Source organism: Rhodopirellula halodulae, assembly GCF_020966775.1.
Lineage (GTDB): Bacteria > Planctomycetota > Planctomycetia > Pirellulales > Pirellulaceae > Rhodopirellula > Rhodopirellula halodulae.
Genome location: NZ_JAJKFV010000029.1, coordinates 1891067 through 1913900, shown reverse-complemented (window position 1 = coordinate 1913900; position 22834 = coordinate 1891067). Strand labels below are relative to the sequence as shown.

Genomic DNA, 22834 nt, shown 5'->3' with positions numbered 1-22834 from the left:
CCTCGACTCACCCTCCCGAAGATCTCACCGATGCTCAAACACCTTCCGCTAGCACTTGCCGCAGCCCTCGCCCCGGCGTTCCTGAATCTCACTGCCTACGGCGATGAAGCACAATCACCTTCCTCCGACAAACTTCAGGTCCTGCTGGTCGCGGGGGGCTGCTGCCACGATTACGCAACGCAGTCCAAGTTGTTGAAGGAAGGACTCGAAGAAAGAATCGACGCAGAGGTCACGGTGGTGTTGAGCGATGACAAGTCCACTCAGGCCCGTTTCGAGATCTACGAATCGGATGAGTGGGCCGACGGCTACGATGTCGTGATCCACGATGAGTGTTCCGCCAACGTCACTGAAAAGCCGTACGTCAACCGAATCCTAGACACGCACCTTGACGGCGTCCCCGCTGTGAACTTGCACTGCGCCATGCACAGCTATCGATGGGGCGACTACAAAAACCCCGTGCAACCGGGTGCCGAGAACGCCGGATGGTTTGAGATGCTGGGTCTGCAATCCAGCGGTCACGGCCCCAAGTTTCCAATCGACATTCAGCACCAGAACGAACACCCAATCACCAAGGGCATGAAAGACTGGACCACCATCAACGAAGAACTTTACAACAACGTTCGCATCTTCGATGGCGCATCGGCTCTGATTAGCGGAGTCCAGGAGACTCCACCCAACAAACGCCAACTCAAACAAGACCCCAACGCGCAGCCCAACACAGCCACCGCCGTCGTTGCATGGACCAACGAGTACGGCCCCAACAAAACGCGAATTTTCAGCACATCGCTGGGACACCAAAATGAGACCGTCGCCGATGCTCGCTACATGGACTTGGTCTCCCGCGGGGTTCTGTGGGCCGCCGGTCGTTTGCAAGAAGAATCGAAATAGCAGTAGCCACTGATTTTGGCAAACAAGTGAATTTGGCAAACGGGCTGTCAGTCACGGCAGATCACCAGCCCGAGCTGACTCGCAAACCAACCAACTGATCAATCAACGTGAACGGCGGACCCGAATGGTCCGCCGTTTTTTTTGTTCGCACAGAATCAATTACGTTCCGGCAATCGACACAACACCACGCCTCAACGGTTTAAAAATCGACATGCAAATTTCAAACTCGGCTATGGGATTCCCCGCTCTCCAGTGGAAACTAATCCGTCAGAATGAACCCCTGAAGACAAATGATCCTCCCTAACCCCATCGTTGCCCCGCCTTCCTGATGAGCAGCAGCATGAAATTCCGGACTGTTTTGACAGCCATTTTGGCGTGCGTCACTTCCCCGCTCGCCCTTGCCCAAGACCAATCCCAGCCACACCCAGCCACGCTCCCGCATCCGCAGGTTGAGCCCGCGCTGGAATCCATTCACGAGACGATCGAAAGCGGCCCCTTCCAAGCGGAATGGAATTCGTTGGAAGCCTACGAGATTCCGCAGTGGTACAAGGACGCCAAATTCGGCATCTTCATTCACTGGGGCGCCTACAGCGTTCCCGCGTTTGGCAGCGAGTGGTATCCGCGGCAGATGTATATCAACCGCGGTCGTCGAGGAGACAACTTCTTCGAACACCATGTGAAGACCTACGGTCCGCAAAAGGAATTCGGCTACAAAGACTTCATCCCACAATTCAAAGCCGAGAAGTTCGACGCGAAAGCGTGGGCCAAGCTCTTCAAGGACACCGGCGCTCGCTACGTCATTCCTGTTGCGGAGCACCACGACGGGTTCCCCATGTACGACTGTGCGTTCACACGCTGGGACGCCTCGGAGATGGGGCCCAAACGCGACATCATCCAAGAATTGTCCGAGGCCATCCGGGCTGAAGGAATGAAATTCGGCGTCAGCAGCCACCGTGCATTCAATTGGATGTTCTACGTCCGCGATCCATCATTCGACAACGCGGACCCTCAGTACGCTGATCTCTACGGCCGTCCGATGCCGTTCTTGTTCGAAGATGATGCGTGGGATTACCGCAAAAGTTTCGTCCCACAAGACCAACAATTCAAAGATGACTGGTTGGCTCGTTCGTGCGAGCTGATCGACAAGTATCAGCCCGACGTGTTTTGGTTCGACTTCGGCATCACCCCAAAGCACCAAGACACCGACCACCTGAACAATTCGTTCGCTGAACACCTGCAAAAATTTGCTGCCTACTACTACAACAAGACGTCCTCCAACGAGGACTTGGGCATCATCAACTACAAGTTCAACGCGTTCCCTGAATCGGCCGCGGTTCTGGACAAAGAGCGTTCGAAGATGGCCGAGATCCGCAAACCTTTCTGGCAAACGGACACCGCGGTCAGCTCCAGCTCTTGGGGTTACACCAAAAACCAACGCTACAAGACGCCCGAGCGTTTGGTCAACGATTTGGTGGACATCGTCAGCAAGAACGGTTGCCTTCTCCTGAACGTCGGTCCCCGTGCAGACGGCACCATTCCCGATGAAGACCAAGCGATCCTGAAAGCAATCGGCGATTGGTTAAAGGTCAATGGGGAAGCGATCTATGGCACGACTTATTGGAAGACCTTCGGTGAAGGTCCCACATCCGTCTCAACGGGTCACGTTTCCGAATCGAAAGACAAGCCGTTTACATCGGAAGACCTGCGATTCACGACCAAGGACGACACACTGTACGTGCATGGTTTGAAATGGCCAGAGAACAATCAAGTGACGGTCAAAACGTTGGCCAGTGGCAGCGAACTTTATACCGAAGAGATCGGCGCCATCACGTTGCTGGGGTCCGACAAGGAAATCAAATGGGAACGCAGTGAAGACGGAGTCGTGGTGACGCTTCCTGAAGAGAACGCGTCGAAGTTTGCTTATGTCCTGAAGGTAACTCAGTGATGCCAGAGTCCATCGCCTCTCGACCTCGAGAGAAAGCTGCCGATGTATCGATTGGCAACGTTCTACCGCCAATCGTTTTTGGCACGAGTGCGTTGGGCAATCTCTATCAAGCGGTCGATCAAAACACCAAACGGTCGATCGTTTCCGAATGGTTCGAACACTGCAACGGTGTCGTTGCAGCGGACTCCGCGGGAAAGTACGGCGCTGGCCTCGCACTTGAATGCATGGCCGACGCGTTGCGTTCCCTGGAAATTTCTCCCAATCAAGTGTTGATCAGCAACAAGCTTGGTTGGCGACGGGTTCCGTTGAAGACGCCCGAGCCGACGTTCGAACCCGGTGCTTGGGTGGGACTCGAGCACGACGCTGTCCAGGACATCAGTTACGACGGCATCCTGCGTTGCTGGGAACAGGGCTGCGAGTTGATGGCCCCCTACCAACCGCAGTTAGTATCGGTTCATGACCCGGACGAGTACCTCACTGCGTCAACCAGCGAGGATGATCGAAAACGACGCTGGGATGACATCCTCGGCGCCTATCAGGCATTGAGTGAACTGCGAGACCGAGGCGACGTGCTCGGCATTGGCGTGGGATCGAAAGACTGGCGAGTTTCCGAAGAGTTGACACGAGCGTTCCCATTGGACTGGGTGATGCTGGCAACCAGTTTGACCATCCGCGAACACCCGCCGGCATTGTTGGACTTCATCGAGCGAATGCGGCAAAGCAATGTCAGCATCATCAACTCGGCGGTGTTCCACGCCGGCTTTTTGACGGGCGGTCAATACTACGATTACCGCAAGGTCACCGGAGAATCAGCAGAAGACCAAGTCCTGATTTGTTGGCGAGATCGCTTCCATCATCACTGCGAGCAACATGGCGTCTTGCCCGCCGAAGCTTGCGTGGCATTTGGAATGTCGCCTCCGGGGGTTATTGCCACGGCGCTGAACAGCAGCAATCCAAAACGCATTGCGCAGAACGTTGGCTTGGTATCAGCGAATCCGCCAAAGGCCTTCTGGGATTCGATGAAACAAGAAGGCTTGGTCGATCCGGCTTACCCCTTTGTTTGAAGCAACCGCTATCATTGGGCCGGCATACTGATCGAGCCCGCATGAACTCACCAATGAGTTCTCTTCTCCCGTCCTCCCCACCTCTACTCTCCTCCGGAAACTCATGGCCGAATCCAGCGTCGCGGACACACAAAACCAAACGGAAGTGGTCCCCAAGAGTTACTTGGTTGCATTCATTCTCACGACGTTTTGTTTTGCCCTCTGGGGATTCGCGAACGACATCACCAACCCTCTGGTGGAAGCCTTTGGCCGCATCTTCAACCAAAGTAACTTCGTCAGTTCGTTCGTGCAGTTTGCTTTTTATGGTGGCTACTGCTTCATGGCATTGCCGGCCGCTCTGTTCATTAAGAAGTTCTCGTACAAGACAGGCTTGCTGGTTGGATTGGCGCTGTACGCCTTGGGTGGACTGGCATTCATTCCCGCGGCCAGCGTTGGTGAATTCATGCCGTTTCTCATCGCGTTTTTCGTGATGACTTGCGGACTAAGTTTTCTTGAGACGAGTGCCAATCCTTACATTCTTTCGATGGGACCGGAATCCACGGCGACCCAGCGTCTGAACTTGGCACAATCCTTCAACCCACTCGGTTCGATCGTCGGCATCCTGACCGCGAAGTACGCAATTCTTTCGAACATCAATCCGCTCGATGGACCGGAGCGAGCCGAGTTGCCGGCGGAACAATTCGATGCGATGAAGTTTTCGGACCTCGCGATTGTTCGCGGCCCCTACGTGGCAATCGGACTGGTCATCGTCACGATGTTCATCTTGATTCTGGTCAAGAAAATGCCTCGCAATCATGACGCTGATGGATCACTCGATATCGGTGGCACGCTTTCGCGACTGTTTGCCAATTCGCGATATGTGGGAGGCGTTATCGCACAAGCCTTCTACGTCGGTGCTCAGATCATGTGCTGGACGTTCACCGCCCAATACGGCAAAGCGGTCTTCATGGACGAAGGCATGTCCGCCGGGGAGGCAGCCGCTGCGGCATCGTCCTTCACCCTGTACTCGATGGTGCTTTTCGCAGTCGCCCGATTCGTTTGCACGTTCCTGCTCAAGTACGTTCGCCCGGGAGCCTTGTTGATGGTCCTGGCCTTGGGTGCGATCGGACTGCTGCTTCCCGTCATGTTTGTGGGCGGACAAATTGGTCTTTGGGCATTGGTCGGCGTATCGGGTTGCATGTCATTGATGTTCCCAACGATCTACGGAATCGCCCTGGATCGTGTCGGGGACGATGCAAAACTGGGTGCCGCCGGTTTGGTGATGGCCATTGCCGGTGGCTCGATCATGCCTCCGCTGCAGGGCTATTTGATCGATTCGTGGTCACTGAACCTCTCGTTTGTTTTGCCGGTCATCTGTTTCATCGTGATCGCGATCTACGGACTCTCCACGGCAAAACCACAGCCTGAACCGACTCCCGCGGTGGCTTGATGCCGAGGTGACGGGTGCGGGCGGCCAAATGAAATTGTTCGCCCACACCTTGCCATGAGTCGATCATGTTTCAGGGTTAGCCAAACGGCGGCTTCTGTGTGACACTGGAGCGGAACGGTTGATCTCGATTGCCTTGAAATCAACCGTCGGCAACCCGCTCCCCCGCTCATCACCGTCGCTGCAATGTCGATTCAATGGTTTCCTGGCCACATGCACAAAGCTCGGCTGGAGATGCAATCCGCACTTCCCAAAGTGGACGTGGTGATTGAGATCATCGACGCTCGCATTCCATATTCCAGCGCCAACCCGTTGCTGTCGGATTTGCGAGGAGACAAAGCCTGTTTGAAGGTGTTGGCCAAGTCAGACTTGGCCGACCCGCGGATGACGGAGGAATGGCTGGAGTTCTTCGAACGATCCGAGTCGACTCGTGCCCGTGCGGTCACGACGGAAGATGTGCCCACCATCCGTCGTTTGAAGTCCGCTGTGATCGGCATGTGCCCGCAACGCCAGGGCCGACTGATCAATGCCATGGTGATGGGGATCCCCAACGTGGGCAAATCCACCATCATCAATTTTTTGGCAGGACGCAAAGTCGCGAAAACGGGGAACACGCCCGCCGTGACCCAGCATCAGCAAAAAGTCGACATTGGTGACGGCGTCATTTTGTGGGATACGCCCGGCATGCTCTGGCCGAAAGTCCACAACCCAAATAGCGGCTACCGTTTGGCATTGATTGGGTCCATCAAGGACACGGCGATGGACTACAGCGACGTCGGCTTTTTCGCGGCACGGCACCTCAGCCAGCACTACCCGGACCGATTGGCCGAACGTTTCGACCTGGAAGAAATTGCCGAAAACGAACTCGGCATCATTGAAGACATCGGTCGTCGACGCGGTTGCTTAGGTCGAAACAACCGAGTCGATTTGGAACGAGCGTCGCGAATTTTGATTCAGGAATATCGCTCGGGCGGTCTGGGACGTCTGACACTCGAAACGCCGGCCACGATGCAGCGAGAACGCTTGCAAACGGAAAAAGCCGTGGCGGAAGCGGCGGAAGCGGCTCGCTTGAAGGACGAGAAACGCAAGAAGCGTTTCAAAGCCAAACAGCGAGCCCAACGAAAGTCTCGCGAAATGGACGCTTCACGTCGCGAACGTCGTCGGTGAGCGTGATGCTCAACGCAAAGTGTGACGAATTTTCGACAACAATCGTCGTCACATTTTGCCAATCGGTTCAGACAGTCTGCCGTTTCAGGCACCAATTCAACTGAACTAGTTCGTGCTTTTGGTCGCGAACAGTTCGTGAAAGAAGACCCGCATGGCATCCCAAGATCGCATGTCGGCTTTCTCGTTGTAGGCAGCTCCTTTGCTGTTGTCATTGCCCGCCATCGGCTGAGTGAATGAATGCACCGCGTTGGCGTAAACATTCATTTGCCAATCAACTTCATGCTCATCGAACTCAGCAATCATGGCTTTGATGTCTTCTTCGGGAACGAAGGGATCGTCCGCACCATGGCAGAGAAGAATTTTGGCCTGGATGTTGGCTCCGTCTTCAGGCGTTGGTGAATCCAATCCGCCATGGAAGCTGACCACACCGTTGACCTCCGCTCCACTTCGAACCAACTCAAGCACGCCCGTTCCGCCGAAGCAATAACCGATGGCGGCAAGATGCCCCTCCGCGACGTTTTCCGCTTTGCGAAGTTGTTCCAGGCCAAGATTCAGCCGGCGTCGATACAATTCGCGATCACCTTTGTATTTGCCTGACATCGACGCCGCTTCGGTCGTATCAGCAGGCCGAACGCCTCGACCGTAGATATCCAAAGCAAACGCGACGTAGCCGAGCTCAGCGAGTTGTTTGCAACGACGACGTTCGTAGTCCGTCAGTCCCATCCATTGATGAACGACCAAGACGCCAGGCTTTCCTTCCATGCCCTGAGTCCCCGCGGGACGGACTTTGGTATCGAACGCCAAAAACCCTTCCAACGTCACATCGCCGTCTTGATAAACAATGGTCTGAGTTTGAATCTCAGCTTGAGCAATACTGCTGAGCAAGCAAAGTGCGATCAAACCTCCTGCAACGGCCCCGGTGAACCGGCTTGTGGAGCGAACGAAAAATGCGTTGGTCGAACGCAGCATGGCTGAACCTCGTGAAGTGCGACGTGATGGAAATTCGTTGCGCGATTGTAGAGTCTGAACCGCCCCATCGAAAAGAGTCGGCGAGGAAGCGATCTCTTTCTGGCTATCGCTGGGTACGAAAGATCACTCTGGTGCGAAGCAACTTGGCATGATACGCCGATGACTCAGGATCAGTAGCGTCGCACACGGGCGATCAACAACAACCCGACGCCCGACAACACCACATTGCCAATCCAAACACCGTAGGGTGGCATGTCGCCTGATTTCGCTTGATCCAGCCCCAACAAGTACAGCGGGTAGTAGACCAGGATCGTCGGCAGGAAGCACATTCCGAAGGTGGTCCAGTAATCGCTGGTTTTAGCCACAATTGCCAGCGGAGCACCGACGAGGACAAAGAAGAAGCAAGTGAAGCCTTCTGCCCAACGTCGCCAAGGCTCCGTTCGTAAACGCGTCAAGCGATGACGACTGCCGTTGAGGCTGGATTGGATCGATTGTGATTTCTCGCCACCGATCTCGGTCGGGCGCGAGGTCATCAACGAGAATCCGGTGAAGGCGGCCAGCTCACCGATCTTTGCGTGAGTCCGTTCTCGCTGTCGCAACTTCTCGTCACGAATCAGACGCAACGGCAACTCACTGGGACTGCGTGTTGAAATGTCGTCTTCGTCCAACGCGTTGCCCAGCGGAATCTCGAAGTCGTATTCGCCCGGGATGTAGCCCTGAAGAGCTTTCCCGCGAATCATTTCACTGTCGATCAATTTGAGTTTCAACGATTGGCTTTCCTCGTCCATGACCAATTGCCCTTCGTTGGCAGTGACCGTGAAAGCGTCGTCGCCATTGCCGCGAACGGTGACTCTTGGGGAAATCATTCGCCGGCCAACAATTTCGCGAACGTGGATCGAAAACCCATGATCGGAGGTGTAGGAATGGTCGGACTGCAGCAAGCGGTAGGCGATGTCTTCGATCGACAGCAACACCACTCGCTTCACACCGGGCTTGCCCCAGGAAACCGCCATGTCGCTGCAATACACCGCGACGGGGCTGAGCAACGCCGCGAAAACAATCGCCGGCTGCAGCAACTTCAACGGCGAAATGCCCGATGCTTTGACCGTCGAGATTTCGCCATCCGCCGCCATCCGTCCATAAACACAGCAAACGGAAAACAACGCGGTCGCCGGAACGGCATGCTGCAAAGAAATCGGGATCGCGAATGGCAAGAGCTGCAGCACTGCCATCGGGCCGAGCCCTTTTCGAATCAACTCCCGTCCCACCGCGATGAGCAAAATCAACGTTGTGAGCACCACCAACGCGATCACGAAGATCCGAAGGATCTCGAACAGGATCGTGCGTGTTAAACGGGTGGGGATCACGGATTGTCAAGCAAAAACGGGGAGAAACACTTCGTCAGACGTGGCATAGCAAATTGTCTCGCGCGGACGACAGACCACTCACGCCGGACTGTGAAACACGAGTGTGTTGGGCTCAATGAGCGAATTGCTATCAAGTTGGCACGTTTCCTGCCTGAGTAGCACTCCGAAACAGCTTGTCACCTTGGATCCTGCCCCACACCGTCAATGATTTGGTTCGTCGCATACATCAGCAGCGTTGCGGGTGCATTCCTGAGCATCGTGGCGATCACGATGATTCGGCACGAGGAACGTCACAATGTGGGACGTTTGGGATGGTTGGGGCTGGTTCTATTGTCGCCGCCGATCGGTTTGATTCTGTTTCTATGGCTCGGCGGTCGCAAAATCTCCGCTGAGCATTCACAGCGCAAGCTGGTCGATCTCCCTCCAGCCGAAGCCGCGAGCGTCCCTGCGGAAACGAGCTTGGAAAAGCTACTCGAAACTCGCGGGTTGCGACGCCCCACGGTGGGCAATGAAATCCAATTGCTCGATGACACGCGAGATGTCTTGGAAGCCTACTTGCGGTTGATCGAGGAAGCGAAAGACACGATCTACATCATGACCTTCATCATGGATGAGCGAAAAGGCGCGCAGCGAATCGTCGATCAGCTCTGCCGACGAGCTCGCGACGGCGTCCAGGTACGTTTGCTGTGCGATGGATTCGGCTCCTTTCAAATGTCGGACACACAACTGGAGCAAATCCGCGCGGCGGGTGGTCGAGCAGAACGCTTCAAACCAATGTCTCAACTCAGCCGGTTGGCATATCTGAATTTCCGAAATCACCGGAAGCTGGCGGTCGTTGACGCGAGGAAAGCGATCCTTGGTGGAGCCAACTTGGTCGAAGAAGAACTTGACGTGTCCGGCAACGACAATCGCTGGGTGGACATGAGCGTCCAGATCGAAGGCCCTGCCGCGGCACAATTGCAAGCGGTGTTCTGCAGCGATTGGAACTTCGTCACGGAAGAGCAATTGCCACCGACGGATTTTCAAATTGATGAACGATCCGTTGAGAACACAGCGAATGATCAACGGACGCGGATGACCACCATGCCGATCGGGCCGGATGGTCCAGAGGAGATCCTGGAGGACTTCTGGGATTTCATGATCCATCGAGCGGAGGAACGCATTTGGATTTGCACGCCCTACTTTGTTCCGACGTCGCAAGCGATCAGTTCTTTGGAGGCGGCGTGTCGTCGAGGCATCGATGTGAGAATCCTGGTTCCTGAGAACAGTGATCTGCGTCCCGTGGATTACGCCCGTATCGATTACATGAACGACCTCGAATACTTGGGCGGAAAGATTTATCGCTATCAGGACGCCATGGTCCACGCCAAGGTAGGAATCATCGATCAGTCGGCGGCCCTCGTCGGTTCAGCCAACTTCGATGTGAGATCGTTCTTTTTGAACTACGAGCTATCCGTTGTGGTGCACGACCAACCGACGATCAAGCGGTTCAGTGACTGGTACGAATCGTTGCTACCCAACTGCGATGAAGGCGTGCCAGAAACCACGACTTGGCGAGCGACGTTGGGACTCTGTGCACGCTTGTTCGCATCGGAGTTGTGACGTCGGTCGTCGCAACCAGGTGTCTTTCAGCAACCAGGCGTCTTCCAAGCAAGAATCGAACACGTCCTGAATTGATGGTAGCTCGCACGTGCCACACAGCACGATCTCATAAAATCAACGCACCAAAGGTCCACTCGGCATTGCCAAACCGCCCGAGTTGATTCGCCAACCGCAGCGGCGGCCCCATCACATTTCAACCTCTGTTTCCTTTCAACCAAACGTTCTTCTTCATGTATTCCGAAACAGCTGGCACGCGAAAGACACTGGGCGACGTTGACGTCATCTATCACGATGGCATCTACCATCTCTTTCACCTCGTCCTGCCCAACCACGACTTCATCGCTCACGCTGTGAGCGACAATTGTTTCTCGTGGCGGCGAGTTGAGAACGCATTGTTCATCGGTGATCCGGGTAGCTGGGACGACTCCATGCTTTGGACCATGCACGTGACGCCCAATCCGCATCGCAAAGGATCATGGCGGATGTTCTACACCGGACTTTCACGCCGAGATCACGGAGCCAAGCAACGTTTGGGCATGGCAGAGAGCGATGACTTGTATTGTTGGAAGAAGGTCCCCGTTGCTTGGGAGGACCGACGTTCAGAATTGCCTTACGAGCTGCCACTTCGTCCACCGCAACCTCCTTTCGAACAAGACATGCAGAGCTGTTTTCCGCTCAGCCCGGACCGTGAACACTATGAGTCCGAAATTGACGAAGGCAGGAACTGGGTGTCATGGCGTGACCCGTTCTATTATCGCGAGGGTGCTCGTGGATGGTTGCTCGCCGCGGGTCGCGTGAACCACGGACCAATTGTCCGCCGTGGTTGCGTGGCGGTGATGGAAGAAACCAAGCCGAATCAATTCGAGCAGCGGCCCCCGCTACATCATCCTGGACTGTACGACGACATCGAAGTCCCCAATTTGTTCAAGATCAACGGAGACTACTACCTCGTCGGCAGTATGCGAGAAGACGCGAAAATTCGTTATTGGCACACCGAGAAAATTGGCAAGCCTTGGCGAAGCTATGCCGACAACGTTCTGCTTGCCAGCGGTAACTACGCCGGTCGAATCACCAACGATGAGCGGGGTGTGTTGCTGTGGTCGTTCTTCACTCCCGGTGGAGCCGACCGTCAAACCGAAAACCTGATGCCGCCTCCCAAACGAATCGCTCGCCTTCCCAATGGTCAGCTCGAGGTACGCACCTTTGAGGGTTTCGATTCCTTGGTGGACGAGGAGTTGGAAGTCGACAAACTCACCCCCATCAAATCGGTCGACTGCCAATCCGATCGAACCAAACACGATGGGTCGTTCGAGATGAACTGCGAGTCGGGTTTTCAGTGCTTCGTGATGGAAGAGGACCTGAGCTGTTTTCGTCTGAGAGCCAAAATGCAAATGCTCAACGATGGAAAGTGCGGCATCGCCTTTCGGTTGAATCGCGAAAACCACGATGGCTACTACCTCTCATTGGACTTGTTCAAAGGAGTGGGCCAACTGAGAGCGTGGGGAAGCGGCCCCGATGGTGCCGGCGAAGAAACGATGCAATTTCGAACGCTTCAGGCTGGTTACTGGGAACGCGAAAAACGCGGGGAAGCGGAGATTCAATTGATCGCGTACGGCAGCTACATCGAAGTCTCAGTTGGCAATCGCGTTCTGCTGTCCTTGGCTGATCAAACCTTCCACGTCGGTGCGGTCGGTTTCAACCTAGAAAGCGGGCGGCTTCGAGTCTGCGACCTGCGTGTCGAACGGTTTTTGCCTCCACTTCAATCGGACGAGCACTTGGCGAACGGATAAATCGCGTCGCCCTCGAGAGGGAACCCTTCTCCCACCGAGCCGTCATTTTCTTTGCTCAAAATTCACAGGCCAGCCAGTTTGGGTAGACTCGGGATTGTTTAGGTTACGCCCAGATTTCTGAAACCTTCCTCCCGCCTAGTCCAGCAGCATGCCTACCCAAGCCCTGCCTTCGATGAAACGCGTCGCGCGAACGACGCTCCTGTGCCTCAGCATCATCCCGTTCACGGCATCCTCCGCCCACGACGGAGCAGAGGGCCATTCCCACGAACACACCAATGAGAGCTTTTTCACGACTCGCGAAAAGCCTCAGGTGTTGCCACTGGCTACGGAAGAAGACGCATTTCAATTCATCGTCTATGGCGACCGCACGGGTGGCAGTCCGGCTGGATTAAAAGTCCTCGAACAAGCCGTTGCGGACACCAATCTGTTGTCACCCGACTTGGTGATGACGGTTGGTGACCTGATCCAGGGTTACAACGAAAAACCCGAATGGATGCGGCAAATGTCTGAATACAAAGAGATCATGAATCGCCTGGATGTGCGTTGGTTCCCTGTCGCTGGAAACCACGATGTCTACTGGCGAGGCAAGGGCCCGGCCCCGCAAGGCCACCACGAATCCAATTACGAACAGCACTTTGGTCCGCTCTGGTACACGTTCCGCCACAAGAACGCAGGCTTTGTGGTTCTGTACAGCGATGAAGGTGATCCGGTGACGAACCAAAAAGCGTTTAACATCGGCAAGTTGCAACGCATGAGTGACGAACAACTCGCCTTCCTCGAAAAAGCGTTGCAGCAGCACAAGGAACTCGACCATGTGTTTGTCTTTTTGCATCACCCACGTTGGATCGGTGGCGGATACACGGGTTCCAACTGGGACACCGTCCACAAGATGATGAAAGAGGCGGGCAATGTTTCGGCCGTGTTTGCCGGCCACATCCACCACATGCGATACGACGGACTCAAAGACGGCATCGAGTACTTCACGCTGGCAACCACCGGTGGTCACTTATCCGCAGAAATTCCCGGCGCGGGCTTCCTGCATCATTTGAATGTTGTGACGGTTCGCCCGGATCACATCTCCGTTGCGTCGTTGCCGGTGGGCGCGGTGATGGACCCGAAAGAGTTCACCGAGGAATTCATCGAAGAAGTCGGCTTGGCTCGCAAACTGCGTCCGATCATCGATTCAAGCGATTTGCTTTTGAACACCAACGGCAGTGCTGCTGGGAAAGTCACGATCAGTGTCACGAACCCATCGCCTCGGGAGATGGAAGTCACGGCGTCGATTGGTTCGGCATCCCGTGATTGGTTAAGCACTCTGGATCACCAACACATGACATTGGCCGCCGGAGAACGCGTGGAATTTGACGTCAAGCTTCAACGGATGCCCGACATGGATGCGACTTGGACCATCCCGCGTATCGAGTTGCACCCAACTTTCCTGGGCGAGTCCGCACGGATCGAATTGCCCAGTGTATCGACTCCGGTTGACATTCGATTGGCCGCCGTGCCCGCCGACTTTTTCCGTGGCGAGATGAATCAATGCCTGGTGATGAAGAATGAGAAGTCGGCCATTCGGATCGACAGTGACACGCTCGATCTTCCTGACGGCCCCTTCACGTTGGAAGCTTGGCTGAATCCAAGTCAAACCGAGGGCATGCGAGCGGCAGTCGCGAAAACACAAAGCAGCGAATTCGCGTTCTTTTCCGATGAGGGTGTTCCGCAGTTCGATGTGAATTTGAACGGCAAGTACTACACCGCCAAAGCAAAAAACAAACTGCCCGTCGATCAGTGGACGCACGTGGCTGGCGTCTTCGACGGAAAAGAAGTCCGTTTGTACGTGGATGGAAAACAAGTCGGCTCGATCGCCGCGAAAGGCAAACGAACCACTAACCGGCTGCCACTCTTCATCGGTGCGGATCCCGACAACGCGGGCCAACCCACACGTCCCTTCCTGGGAAAAATTGACGAGGTAAGGCTGACGACCGGTGCGACCTACACCGTGGATTTCACTCCCGCAAAGCGGTTCGAACCCAGCGAAGCCGCGCGATTGCTTCTGCACCTGGATCGGAATCTGGGCCCCTATGTTCTGGATCACAGCCCGGTGGCTGGAAAGGGAACACTTGGGACTTCATCAACGTTTTCTGCTCGTTGATACCTGCCGCTTTAATCGTTGCAACCTGAATTGCCACGATTGAATGCGTCTGTTCACTTGTGCAAATTTCTTGGTCGAGTCCGCTCGGCCGAGAATCGTTGCCCATAGTTTCCGTGGCGATATGCCCCGATCGCTTTCCCTGGCGAATCCCACGGCAACTTCCGAGCGACGACATCTATGACGACCACCATCCAACCCAGCGTCAAACCTTCCCTGGCGGCTCCCGAGCATTTGGACCAGGCACATTCGACGCCGGATACGTCGATCAATCCCGAAGAATTCTTGCAGCGGATTGACGATACGCTTGGCCTGATCGCCGAAGCCAACCAAATCGCGAGCGGATGGACACCGGTCAAACAAATCGACGTGTCGGTGATTGTTCCCATCCACAATTGCCGCGACACGATTCCAGAGGTCATCGATCGCATCGACGAAGTCATGCCTCCGGCGACGGAAACCATCCTAATCGATGATGGCAGCGTGGACGGAAGCTGGCACTACCTTCGTGGCCTGCCGCAACGCGACAACCGCATCATTCTTCGACGGCGGCATCACCACGGTCGCGGATCAGCCATTCGCATGGGTTTGCGTCACACCCAAGGTCATGTGGTCGCAATCCAAGACGCGGACATGGCCTATGATCCAGCCGACCTACTAGGTGCGATCTGGCCCATTTTGGAAGAGCAGGCCGAAGTGGTTTACGGATCACGTTCCATGCGTCGCGGTGGTTCCCATCGCAACAACCTGCGTGGTGGCTTGGGCAACCAAATGGGGCGGCTGGTCAACCGCTGCCTGACGACGTGCAGCAATCTCACGACCGGACTGCATTTGTCCGATCTGGAAACGGGCCACAAAGTCTTCTTGGGTGATCTGATCCGTTCGCTTCCGCTCTCGGAAACGGGCTCGGGAATCGATGCAGAAATCACGGCCAAAGTTGCGAAAGCGGCGTCCACTATCATGGAAGTGCCCACGCACTACACCGCTGATCTGCGTGCTCCGGAATACAGCCGCAACGTTCGCACCGCCATGACGACGCTGCGAAGCCTCTTCACGCATCGCAACGGAAACTGAGCGATCAAACGCTGGGTCCCGGCGGACGGTTCTGAATGCTCAGCTCCTCTTCCGCGTCATCCCCACCGTATTCCAGAACACTGTGCACATGGTACGGCGATAAACGAGCTTCGCCGCCGAGCGCGGTGAGATGAATTAAGAACGAACAGCCAACCACTTTGGCTTCGCACTTCTCAAGCAACCGCAAACACGCTTCGACCGTTCCGCCGGTCGCCAACAGGTCGTCAACGATCAACACACGTTGCCCCGGTTGAATTCCATCGACGTGAATCTGAAGTTCGTCCGTTCCGTATTCCAATTCATACGCAAAGGAATGCAGATCAAAAGGCAGCTTGCCTGGTTTGCGAATGGGTACGAACCCCGCGCCCAAACGCATTGCCAACGGGGTGCCAAAGATGAACCCGCGAGCTTCCGCGGCGGCGACCACGTCGATCTTCTGGTCCAAGAATGGCTCGGCCATCTGGTCGACGGCCGCGGTCAACGCATCGCAATTGGCGAGCAAGGGTGTGATGTCACGAAACAAGATGCCGGGTTTGGGGTAATCCGGAATGTCACGAACGTGATGACGCAAATCCATGAGCAAATACGATTCATGTTGAGAAGCGAGATCAGTTGATTCGACTATCGATCAATCTGTTGCACGCATCCTAACGAATCGGATGGGTCATCTCACACCGGTCGAACAACCGTGACCGGTGAATTGAAAGAAACTGGAGATGCAGATCACCTCCGGTTAAACGCCGTTTCTTCCAACAGCGTTTACAAGTTTCGAGAAAAGCAGGTCTTCCGCGAATCAGACCGCAGGATCGACCTTGGGCGTGTCGAAGATGCGATTCCATTCCGTCGGAGCAACCACGCCAGACGAGGTTTCTCGTTCGGCCGCACGACGGCAATCGATGCAGTCGACCGCGTAGGGAATTGCTTTCAAACGATTCAGTGGAATGGGTTTGCCACAATCTTCACAATCACCGAATCGTCCATCCTCGAATCGAGCAATCGCTTCCTCGATCGCCAACAATTCGCGACTTTCGACTTCGACCAATTGACTGTTTAGCTCGTCTTGAACCGTGTCAGCGGCGGCATCCAAGGCGTCGCCGGTTTTCTGATTGTGAAGCTCTTGCAACAGGCTCAAGTCACCCTCCAAAGCCTTTCGAAGCGCGTCTCGGCGTCGGAGCAGCGTTACCCGAAGCTTTTTCAGTGTTTCATCGCGAGACATCGTTCACCTCTCTGGCTGGCAAAGTAACCAAATCCGACCCAACTGCGGCAATCACTGTGACGCAGGCCAGGTCATTCAAGTTCACTCAAAAAGAGCATCCCTAGCTGCTTACCGAATGACCTCGGCGTTTCATTAGGGTAGACCGCGGAAAAGCGTTTCTCGTTCACAAAGGGACCGTTTGCGGCGATTTGAGGCGCTCGAAATCCCGAAATTTCGGCCTGCGAGGGAAATCCTAACACCAACCCCCTCTTTTGGACCATCTCGAATTCAGATTTGTTTTGAGTGGCACCGAACCGTCCTTTCGCATCATGCAGCGATTCGGTTTGCTGCCTACGCAAGGAATTCGCTATCAGCAACCAAGCCCAAACGCGATGGCACAGCCTACGCAGCCCCGAATCCGACCTCGGAGACAATCGAACCTGGAGACAATCGAACCTGGGGGGTAATCGAAAAAGTCGCACCTAACCCGCAAAGTTTGCCAAAACCGCACAATTGCGTTCATGCCCCTGATCGGAATAACCGAATGAACAGGAACAAGTGGTTCCTCCGAACCGCCTGAACGAATGCCCATCATCCTGGCGACCTTTCGAGCCCCTCCCAAGACGGCTCCTACACTCAATTCTTCGCCGGGCTGATCCGTTCATAAACCATTCCCGTGAGAAGGAACTCCGTGGTGGCAACTGACTCCCCGAACACACCGAACCACAACGACTCCGCCTCCGCGACTGTCTATGCGGATTCATTCCGATCCGGCCGAGCAGCAGACGACCGGCAACCGTTCAGCGGCAGCTCCAGCCGATCCAACACACGGTTTGCCCGGCCGTCTTCGGGTCGTCCGTCCATGGAAGACCAGGGCACGATGTGGAACCAAGAGGACGCGATTGAATTTCGAGTCCGCTCGCAGAATCACCCCACACGCCGTCTTCGCCTGGCGGGAGCACGCTACACCTTGGGCAATGGTGTTGGCTGTTCGATCCGATTGGACGATCCGACGCTGCGACCTTTGCACGCAGTGCTCATTCGCGACGCGCATCGAATCCTTGTTCGTGCCTATTCGATTCCTCTGCTGATCAACAACGTTCGCGTGACGGAAGGCACTTTGCAACAAGGCGATGTGCTTCGTTTGGGGAACTATGAATTCGAACTGATTCAAGCGAAGCTCTCTGAACCTCAACCCGCTGCACCGACGGCTCACCGCTTCAGTCAGACGGTCCCGGCACCGGCATCGCAATCCATGTTCGACTCCAGTGTCGAATTCCAGAAGGAAGCTGCACGTTGGAAGAAGCTCAAGGAAGAAGCCGAGCGTCATGACCAATGGGTTCGTTCGCGACAAGACGAACTGCAACGACAAGCCGACCAAATTGAAGCTCAGTTCAAAGCACTCCGAGAGCGTGAAGACGAGATCCGCTCGCAGGAATCAGCAGCGGTTGAGCTTCACGCTGAGTTTCAACAACGCCATCGCGACTTGACCAAACGTCAGAACGAGTTGGCTGTTCAGCAAGAACAACTGCAAGAGCAAAAAGAAGACTTCGCAAGCCAACAAAAACGTTTGCAGAGCCGTGACGACGAGTATCGCTCACAAATCGAAGAGCTATTGCTGGAAAAAGAACAGTTCTTTGAGCGTCAACTCGCCAGCGAGCAGCGGTTGGTCGAAACTCGCCAACAGTTGAAAGCTTCTCAGAGCCAAGCTGACCAAGCTGCCGAAGCCGTGACGCAAATGCGAGCCAAATTCGCATCGCTGAATGAGCAGTTGCTGGCACTGGGCGAGCAACAAGAATCGCTGCAAACCATTGGATTGGAACGAGTCGAAGAACACGCTCGCCAGTGCAAAGAACTGTCAACAGCTCGCGATGAAGCAATCGCTCAGCGTGATCTCGCGAACACTGAACGCGACAAATTGGTCGATCAAAAGGCCAGCAGCGATGCCAAGTTGTACGAAACGCAGGAACAATACGACGAACTGCTGAAGACAGAGGAGTCTTTGCGGGCAGAGATTGAGGCGTTGCAAAGCGAGATCTCAGAAGCTCGTGAAGAAGCACAATCGCTGCGTCGTGATTGCCAACACGCTCGCAACACAATCAGCGAATTGGAATCTCGAGTTCGCGAGTCCGAGGATCGCCACGACATCGATCGCACCTCTTGGAATGAAGAGATGGACGCTCTTCGCAAGGGCGTCGACGAATTGACACTCAGCCTGGCCCAGGCAGAGCAACAACTCGCGCAACTTCGTGAAGACAACGATAAACTTCGCGAGACGCTTTCGGTCACCGAGGAACAACGCGACGAATACAAAGCCAAACTCAAGACCTCAGAAAAGGCCCGCGTTCGCGCCGAACGCGAGAACTCCGAAACCCGTCAATTGTTTGATCGGTCCACCCGAGACCACGATGACACGCTCGATCAAATTGAAAAGCTGGAAGAAGAAACGCGGCAACTGATTCGTGGAGAACGGCCCGCTTCTCCGGCAAAGAATGGTCCAAGCATTCAACTCGGGATTCTTTCGACCGACGAGGCAGCGGAAGAGAGTCCAGCCGTAGAGAACCTCGCTAACTCGTCCGAAGCGGTTGACGAAGATGCCGACGCTTCCATCCTGAACCTTCGCGATGAAAGCGCGAGTGAGTTTGATGCTCCCTCAAGTAGCGAAGCTGCGGGCAGTGTTTCCTGGCTCTCTGATGAGAGCGACAGCGATGCGGATGGACTGATCGACGAAGCGATGCACGTGGTGCATGACGCGGAAACCGATCAACTGCTTCAAGAAGCCGAAGAAAAGGCCGCTAGTTGGAGCACGCCCATCGCTACGGACGAGGAACCCACCAGCGTCGAAGACGACTCCGACGCCTGGCCAACCTACGAGAGTTCGTCGAACGCCGAAGCTGACTTGCTTCGCAAATCCGAAAGCGATCCTGAACCAGATTCTGACGTTGCTCCTGAATGGCCAGAAGACGCTCGGTCGCATCTTCTTCCCGAAGAGCGATCGCCACTGCAAGACGACCATGTCGAAACGACAGCATCCGCAGAAGCAGATGTCTGGAACACCGCCGCAACGGAACCCGCTGAACGAAGCGACAACGAAGAGGACGCTCAGGTCCAACAATTCGCAGCCGATTTCACCGAAGCTGCTCAAGCAGAAGCCGATCAATTCCGCGAAGCACGTCTTTCGCAAGAGTGGAACAGCCACACCGACACAAGCGAACCCGTCGAATCTGCGGAAGACGAAACGGCGTCTCCAACGCCAGAAGCATACAACGACGCGGGACCAGCGATCGAAGCGGAAGCCAATCCATTCCAAGACGCTTTCGCCGAAAATGAAGCGTCTGACGAGGGAATGGAACAGCCTCTCGCACCGGTCTCAAAGGATTGGGAGCAAGAAGCATTGCACCGTGACGCGTTCGACGCAGACACACCCGGCGACGTCATTTTCGACAATGACTTGAGTGCAGACCAAACTGGCCTGTCGCAAGAAACGGACGACGACGTTCCGCGAGGGTCGTTGGCGGACCAATTGATCCGTGACTTGCGTGGCGATGCGTCATCGGATGACGAGGTCGCTTCGGAAGCATCACTCGCAGACTCCGGCACTCAAATGTGGGATGGCCAATCGGACTTTGCTCCGGGGTTGCAGGACGAACATCTAGATCAATCGGACGCTGCAGACTTCGGAACCGGCGAATTGGAAGCATCCGATTCGTTTGAATCGCCAACCTGGAAATCTGAAGAACCCCAATCCACCGACGAATTGGGGTCCACCCAGGCATTCTCAGCGGATGATCTTCAACAAGCTGCCGCTGAATTGCCACAAGAGGAATACGCGTCTGAACTGGCCGAAGAAGAACTCGCCGATGAAGAGCTGGTTGCTGACGAACCTGTGGCGCAAGCAGAAACGGACGAGCCCGAAGACGATTCCATCGAAGCCTACATGAACCGCTTGCTGCAGCGAGTCTCACAACAGCCCGGCGATGCCCCGGTGGCGAAGCCTGAGCCAGCAAAAGCCCAAGCTCCTGCTAAACCCGCAACTCCGAAAATCGAGTCGGCTGAACCGGAGTTGGAAGTGGCGGAAGTCGTCGACCCTAACGCACCGCTGATTCCTCGCTCGCAGGCTCCCGAGCGCAACAGCAACCTCTCCGCAATGCGTGAACTCGCCAACGAGTCCGCACGCAGTGCTGTGGAACGCAGTGCAAAATCTCAAACGCACAGCTCTCGCGTTCAGGCAATGGTGAAGTTCATGCAAGCCGGTGTGGCTGTGATCTGCGGCATTGCCGCCGTCGCCTGGGTTCATGGCATGCTGAAGATCGTGGCCGCCGTTGCCGCCTTGTTGATCGCAGTCATTTGCGTGAAAGAAGGCATGACGTTGCTATCGGCGTCACGCAATAAAGCCAAAGCCAAGAAGCAAGCCTCCGATGCCGTGGCGGTTGTGGACGCTGAGGTGCCTGCAACTACCGAGTGAGTATTTTGGACAACGCAACTCTCTTGATCTGCAACTCACAGCGAATCGGGTACAACCGCGACTCGCACGGGTCGCTGATCACTCGCATAGTGAAATGCGTCCTGCGTCTGACTCAACGGAAACGTTCGGCTAACCAAACTGTCAAACGGAAAGCGATTGGCGTTTCGATCCAAAAACGCCAGCGCGTTCTCCAAGTCTTTCGGTAGATAGTTGTGCAGGCCACGAATCGTCAGCATCCTTCTGACGATCGATTCTGGATACACTTCGATGGAATCCGAAGGGAACACCGACCCCACCAACAAAGCGACTCCGCCCAACCGTACGGAGTGCAGGCAACTCTCTACCGCGGATGTCATTCCCGCAAAGTCGATGGCGAAGTCCACTCCTCGGCCATCCGTCAGATCCATGATCCGTTGTTCCAGGTGGGCCGGATCGGTGTCATGAATCACTTCGGTTGCACCAAAGTCATCGGCAAGTGACGCTCGTCCTTCGTCCGGATCCAATACGACGATTTGCTTCGCCCCGGCCTCATGCAATTGTGCCGCTGCGGTCAGCCCCAGCATCCCAGCCCCGACGATCAAACCCGCCGAATCATGCAATCGCTGTGTTTGACTCACCAACCGCATCGCCGCGGAAACAGTTGCGGTGGCGCAGTTCACGGGCGTCGCAACGGCGTCGCTGAGTGAGTCAGGAATCGGAAACACTGGCGTCCCAGCGATCAACACACAGTGTTGGCTCAGGCCACCGGTTGGATGTCCCTCGTTGACTTCGTGACCGTACTTGAACAGTGAATCGCACTTCTGGTTCAGGTCGTTGTCACAGAAGAAACAGCACTCGCATCCAACGGACATCGCCCATGTGACTCGCTGCCCGACTCGCAATGGTTGACCGTGGTAATCCATCGGGCTGAACTCGCCACACCATCCAACGATCTCGCCGATGATTTCATGGCCCAAAACTCCGCGATGGTGTCCGGCGCGTCTCCCAGTGAAAGTATGCAGATCGCTACCGCAGATCGTGCAACACGTCACACGGACGAGCACCTGACCTTCCTGCAACGCATCAATCGCTCGTTCGACCGGAACGAACATCCGCCGTTCGGTATCAAACTCCATCGCGATGTTTTGTATTTCAACTTCGGATCGCCCCGCATTCACTCCCGTCCCAATCGAAACAGACACAACACTTCCGCATCATTTGCATATGGATTTCGAAGGGCATGTTCCACTTCACTATCGAAGTAAAGGCTATCGCCTTTGGTGAGAGTGAATGTCTCATCCCCATAAATGAACTGAACTCTTCCCTTCAACACGATGAGAAACTCTTCGCCTTCGTGTGTCCGAGGCTCGCGAATTTCACCACTCGGCACGTTTAACAGAAACGGATCCATCGTCCGATGTGTCCGTTCATGAGCGAGCGAGTAGTACTCGATCATCGAATCCGGATCACGCTGAATACGCTGTCTTTGGTCGTGACGAACGCAAACAATTTGCGGCCGATGATCCAACCCTTCCAGCAAACTGGCGGTGGAAACCCCCAACGCATTCGCAAGTTCAGCGAGCGACGACAGGGACGGCGTGATTCGAAAATTTTCGACTCGTGATAACCAACTCTTCGTTTGCCCACTTCGCTGAGCCACGTCTTCCAACGTGTAACCACGATCCAAACGTAGTTGCCGAAGCCGTTGTGCCAATTCGATGAGGTTCATCGTTCTTCCCCAAAATGGAATCTAG

General features: G+C 55.2%; 16 protein-coding genes. 10 read left to right on the top strand and 6 right to left on the bottom strand.

Annotated features, from left to right (window positions below; genetic code table 11):
* Nucleotides 1-30: 30 nt before the first annotated feature.
* From LOC70_RS19915 to ylqF, 5 genes are all read left to right on the top strand, one after another.
* Nucleotides 31-888, top strand: coding sequence for a ThuA domain-containing protein (locus LOC70_RS19915; protein ID WP_230255725.1), 858 nt, complete (start codon nucleotides 31-33; stop codon nucleotides 886-888).
* 328 nt (nucleotides 889-1216) lie between these two features.
* On the top strand, nucleotides 1217-2833 hold the full coding sequence (locus LOC70_RS19910) for an alpha-L-fucosidase (RefSeq protein ID WP_230255724.1): 1617 nt from the start codon (nucleotides 1217-1219) through the stop codon (nucleotides 2831-2833).
* Nucleotides 2833-3897, top strand: a complete 1065-nt coding sequence (locus LOC70_RS19905) for an aldo/keto reductase (RefSeq protein ID WP_230255723.1) — start codon at nucleotides 2833-2835, stop codon at nucleotides 3895-3897. Before LOC70_RS19910 ends, LOC70_RS19905 begins: the two co-directional genes overlap by 1 nt.
* A 103-nt stretch (nucleotides 3898-4000) precedes the next feature.
* A complete protein-coding gene (fucP, locus tag LOC70_RS19900; protein WP_230255722.1) occupies nucleotides 4001-5326 on the top strand; it encodes an L-fucose:H+ symporter permease in 1326 nt (441 codons plus the stop codon).
* 183 nt (nucleotides 5327-5509) lie between these two features.
* Entirely contained in the window at nucleotides 5510-6490 is a 981-nt protein-coding gene (ylqF, locus tag LOC70_RS19895) for a ribosome biogenesis GTPase YlqF (RefSeq protein WP_255716269.1), read from the top strand.
* Between the two features lie 105 nt (nucleotides 6491-6595).
* Here ylqF and LOC70_RS19890 read toward each other — a convergent pair whose 3' ends face one another.
* Nucleotides 6596-7459, bottom strand: a complete 864-nt coding sequence (locus tag LOC70_RS19890; protein WP_230255720.1) for a dienelactone hydrolase family protein — start codon at nucleotides 7457-7459, stop codon at nucleotides 6596-6598.
* A 170-nt stretch (nucleotides 7460-7629) separates the two neighbouring features.
* On the bottom strand, nucleotides 7630-8826 hold the full coding sequence (locus LOC70_RS19885) for an LptF/LptG family permease (protein WP_230255719.1): 1197 nt from the start codon (nucleotides 8824-8826) through the stop codon (nucleotides 7630-7632).
* Between the two features lie 204 nt (nucleotides 8827-9030).
* Between LOC70_RS19885 and LOC70_RS19880 the strand changes: the two genes are divergently transcribed.
* The 4 genes from LOC70_RS19880 (at nucleotide 9031) to LOC70_RS19865 (ending at nucleotide 15441) form a co-directional block, all read left to right on the top strand.
* Nucleotides 9031-10428, top strand: a complete 1398-nt coding sequence (locus tag LOC70_RS19880; RefSeq protein WP_230255718.1) for a phospholipase D-like domain-containing protein — start codon at nucleotides 9031-9033, stop codon at nucleotides 10426-10428.
* 230 nt (nucleotides 10429-10658) lie between these two features.
* Nucleotides 10659-12218 carry a glycosyl hydrolase gene (locus tag LOC70_RS19875; RefSeq protein WP_230255717.1) on the top strand — a complete coding sequence of 520 codons (1560 nt, stop codon included), beginning with the start codon at nucleotides 10659-10661 and terminating at the stop codon, nucleotides 12216-12218.
* A gap of 172 nt (nucleotides 12219-12390) precedes the next feature.
* Nucleotides 12391-14370 carry a LamG-like jellyroll fold domain-containing protein gene (locus tag LOC70_RS19870; protein WP_230255716.1) on the top strand — a complete coding sequence of 660 codons (1980 nt, stop codon included), beginning with the start codon at nucleotides 12391-12393 and terminating at the stop codon, nucleotides 14368-14370.
* 177 nt (nucleotides 14371-14547) lie between these two features.
* Nucleotides 14548-15441: a glycosyltransferase family 2 protein gene (locus LOC70_RS19865; protein WP_230255715.1), complete on the top strand. Its 894-nt coding sequence runs from the start codon at nucleotides 14548-14550 to the stop codon at nucleotides 15439-15441.
* A gap of 4 nt (nucleotides 15442-15445) precedes the next feature.
* On the opposite strand, the gene LOC70_RS19860 is transcribed toward LOC70_RS19865, so the two are convergent.
* Together LOC70_RS19860 and LOC70_RS19855 are read right to left on the bottom strand one after the other, a co-directional pair.
* On the bottom strand, nucleotides 15446-16018 hold the full coding sequence (locus LOC70_RS19860) for an adenine phosphoribosyltransferase (protein WP_230255714.1): 573 nt from the start codon (nucleotides 16016-16018) through the stop codon (nucleotides 15446-15448).
* Between the two features lie 216 nt (nucleotides 16019-16234).
* Nucleotides 16235-16657, bottom strand: coding sequence for a TraR/DksA family transcriptional regulator (locus tag LOC70_RS19855; protein WP_230255713.1), 423 nt, complete (start codon nucleotides 16655-16657; stop codon nucleotides 16235-16237).
* A 673-nt stretch (nucleotides 16658-17330) separates the two neighbouring features.
* On the opposite strand from LOC70_RS19855, the gene LOC70_RS19850 reads away from it, so the two are divergent.
* Nucleotides 17331-21101 carry an FHA domain-containing protein gene (locus LOC70_RS19850; RefSeq protein WP_230255712.1) on the top strand — a complete coding sequence of 1257 codons (3771 nt, stop codon included), beginning with the start codon at nucleotides 17331-17333 and terminating at the stop codon, nucleotides 21099-21101.
* 35 nt (nucleotides 21102-21136) lie between these two features.
* Here LOC70_RS19850 and LOC70_RS19845 read toward each other — a convergent pair whose 3' ends face one another.
* A complete protein-coding gene (locus LOC70_RS19845; protein WP_230255711.1) occupies nucleotides 21137-22282 on the bottom strand; it encodes a zinc-binding dehydrogenase in 1146 nt (381 codons plus the stop codon).
* The gene (locus LOC70_RS19840; protein ID WP_230255710.1) at nucleotides 22255-22809 is read right to left on the bottom strand and encodes a helix-turn-helix domain-containing protein; all 555 of its coding nucleotides are present in this window, start codon (nucleotides 22807-22809) and stop codon (nucleotides 22255-22257) included. The genes LOC70_RS19845 and LOC70_RS19840 overlap by 28 nt, the downstream gene beginning before the upstream one ends.
* Nucleotides 22810-22834 lie beyond the last annotated feature (25 nt).

Bases quoted from the DNA above. Each gene is read 5' to 3' on its own strand.
- fucP (WP_230255722.1), top strand. From the start codon at position 4,001: ATGGCCGAATCCAGCGTCGCGGACACACAAAACCAAACGGAAGTGGTC.
- LOC70_RS19880 (WP_230255718.1), top strand. From the start codon at position 9,031: ATGATTTGGTTCGTCGCATACATCAGCAGCGTTGCGGGTGCATTCCTG.
- LOC70_RS19865 (WP_230255715.1), top strand. From the start codon at position 14,548: ATGACGACCACCATCCAACCCAGCGTCAAACCTTCCCTGGCGGCTCCC.
- LOC70_RS19870 (WP_230255716.1), top strand. From the start codon at position 12,391: ATGAAACGCGTCGCGCGAACGACGCTCCTGTGCCTCAGCATCATCCCG.
- LOC70_RS19875 (WP_230255717.1), top strand. From the start codon at position 10,659: ATGTATTCCGAAACAGCTGGCACGCGAAAGACACTGGGCGACGTTGAC.
- LOC70_RS19915 (WP_230255725.1), top strand. From the start codon at position 31: ATGCTCAAACACCTTCCGCTAGCACTTGCCGCAGCCCTCGCCCCGGCG.
- LOC70_RS19890 (WP_230255720.1), bottom strand. From the start codon at position 7,459: ATGCTGCGTTCGACCAACGCATTTTTCGTTCGCTCCACAAGCCGGTTC.
- ylqF (WP_255716269.1), top strand. From the start codon at position 5,510: ATGTCGATTCAATGGTTTCCTGGCCACATGCACAAAGCTCGGCTGGAG.
- LOC70_RS19855 (WP_230255713.1), bottom strand. From the start codon at position 16,657: ATGTCTCGCGATGAAACACTGAAAAAGCTTCGGGTAACGCTGCTCCGA.
- LOC70_RS19905 (WP_230255723.1), top strand. From the start codon at position 2,833: ATGCCAGAGTCCATCGCCTCTCGACCTCGAGAGAAAGCTGCCGATGTA.
- LOC70_RS19840 (WP_230255710.1), bottom strand. From the start codon at position 22,809: ATGAACCTCATCGAATTGGCACAACGGCTTCGGCAACTACGTTTGGAT.
- LOC70_RS19910 (WP_230255724.1), top strand. From the start codon at position 1,217: ATGAGCAGCAGCATGAAATTCCGGACTGTTTTGACAGCCATTTTGGCG.
- LOC70_RS19860 (WP_230255714.1), bottom strand. From the start codon at position 16,018: ATGGATTTGCGTCATCACGTTCGTGACATTCCGGATTACCCCAAACCC.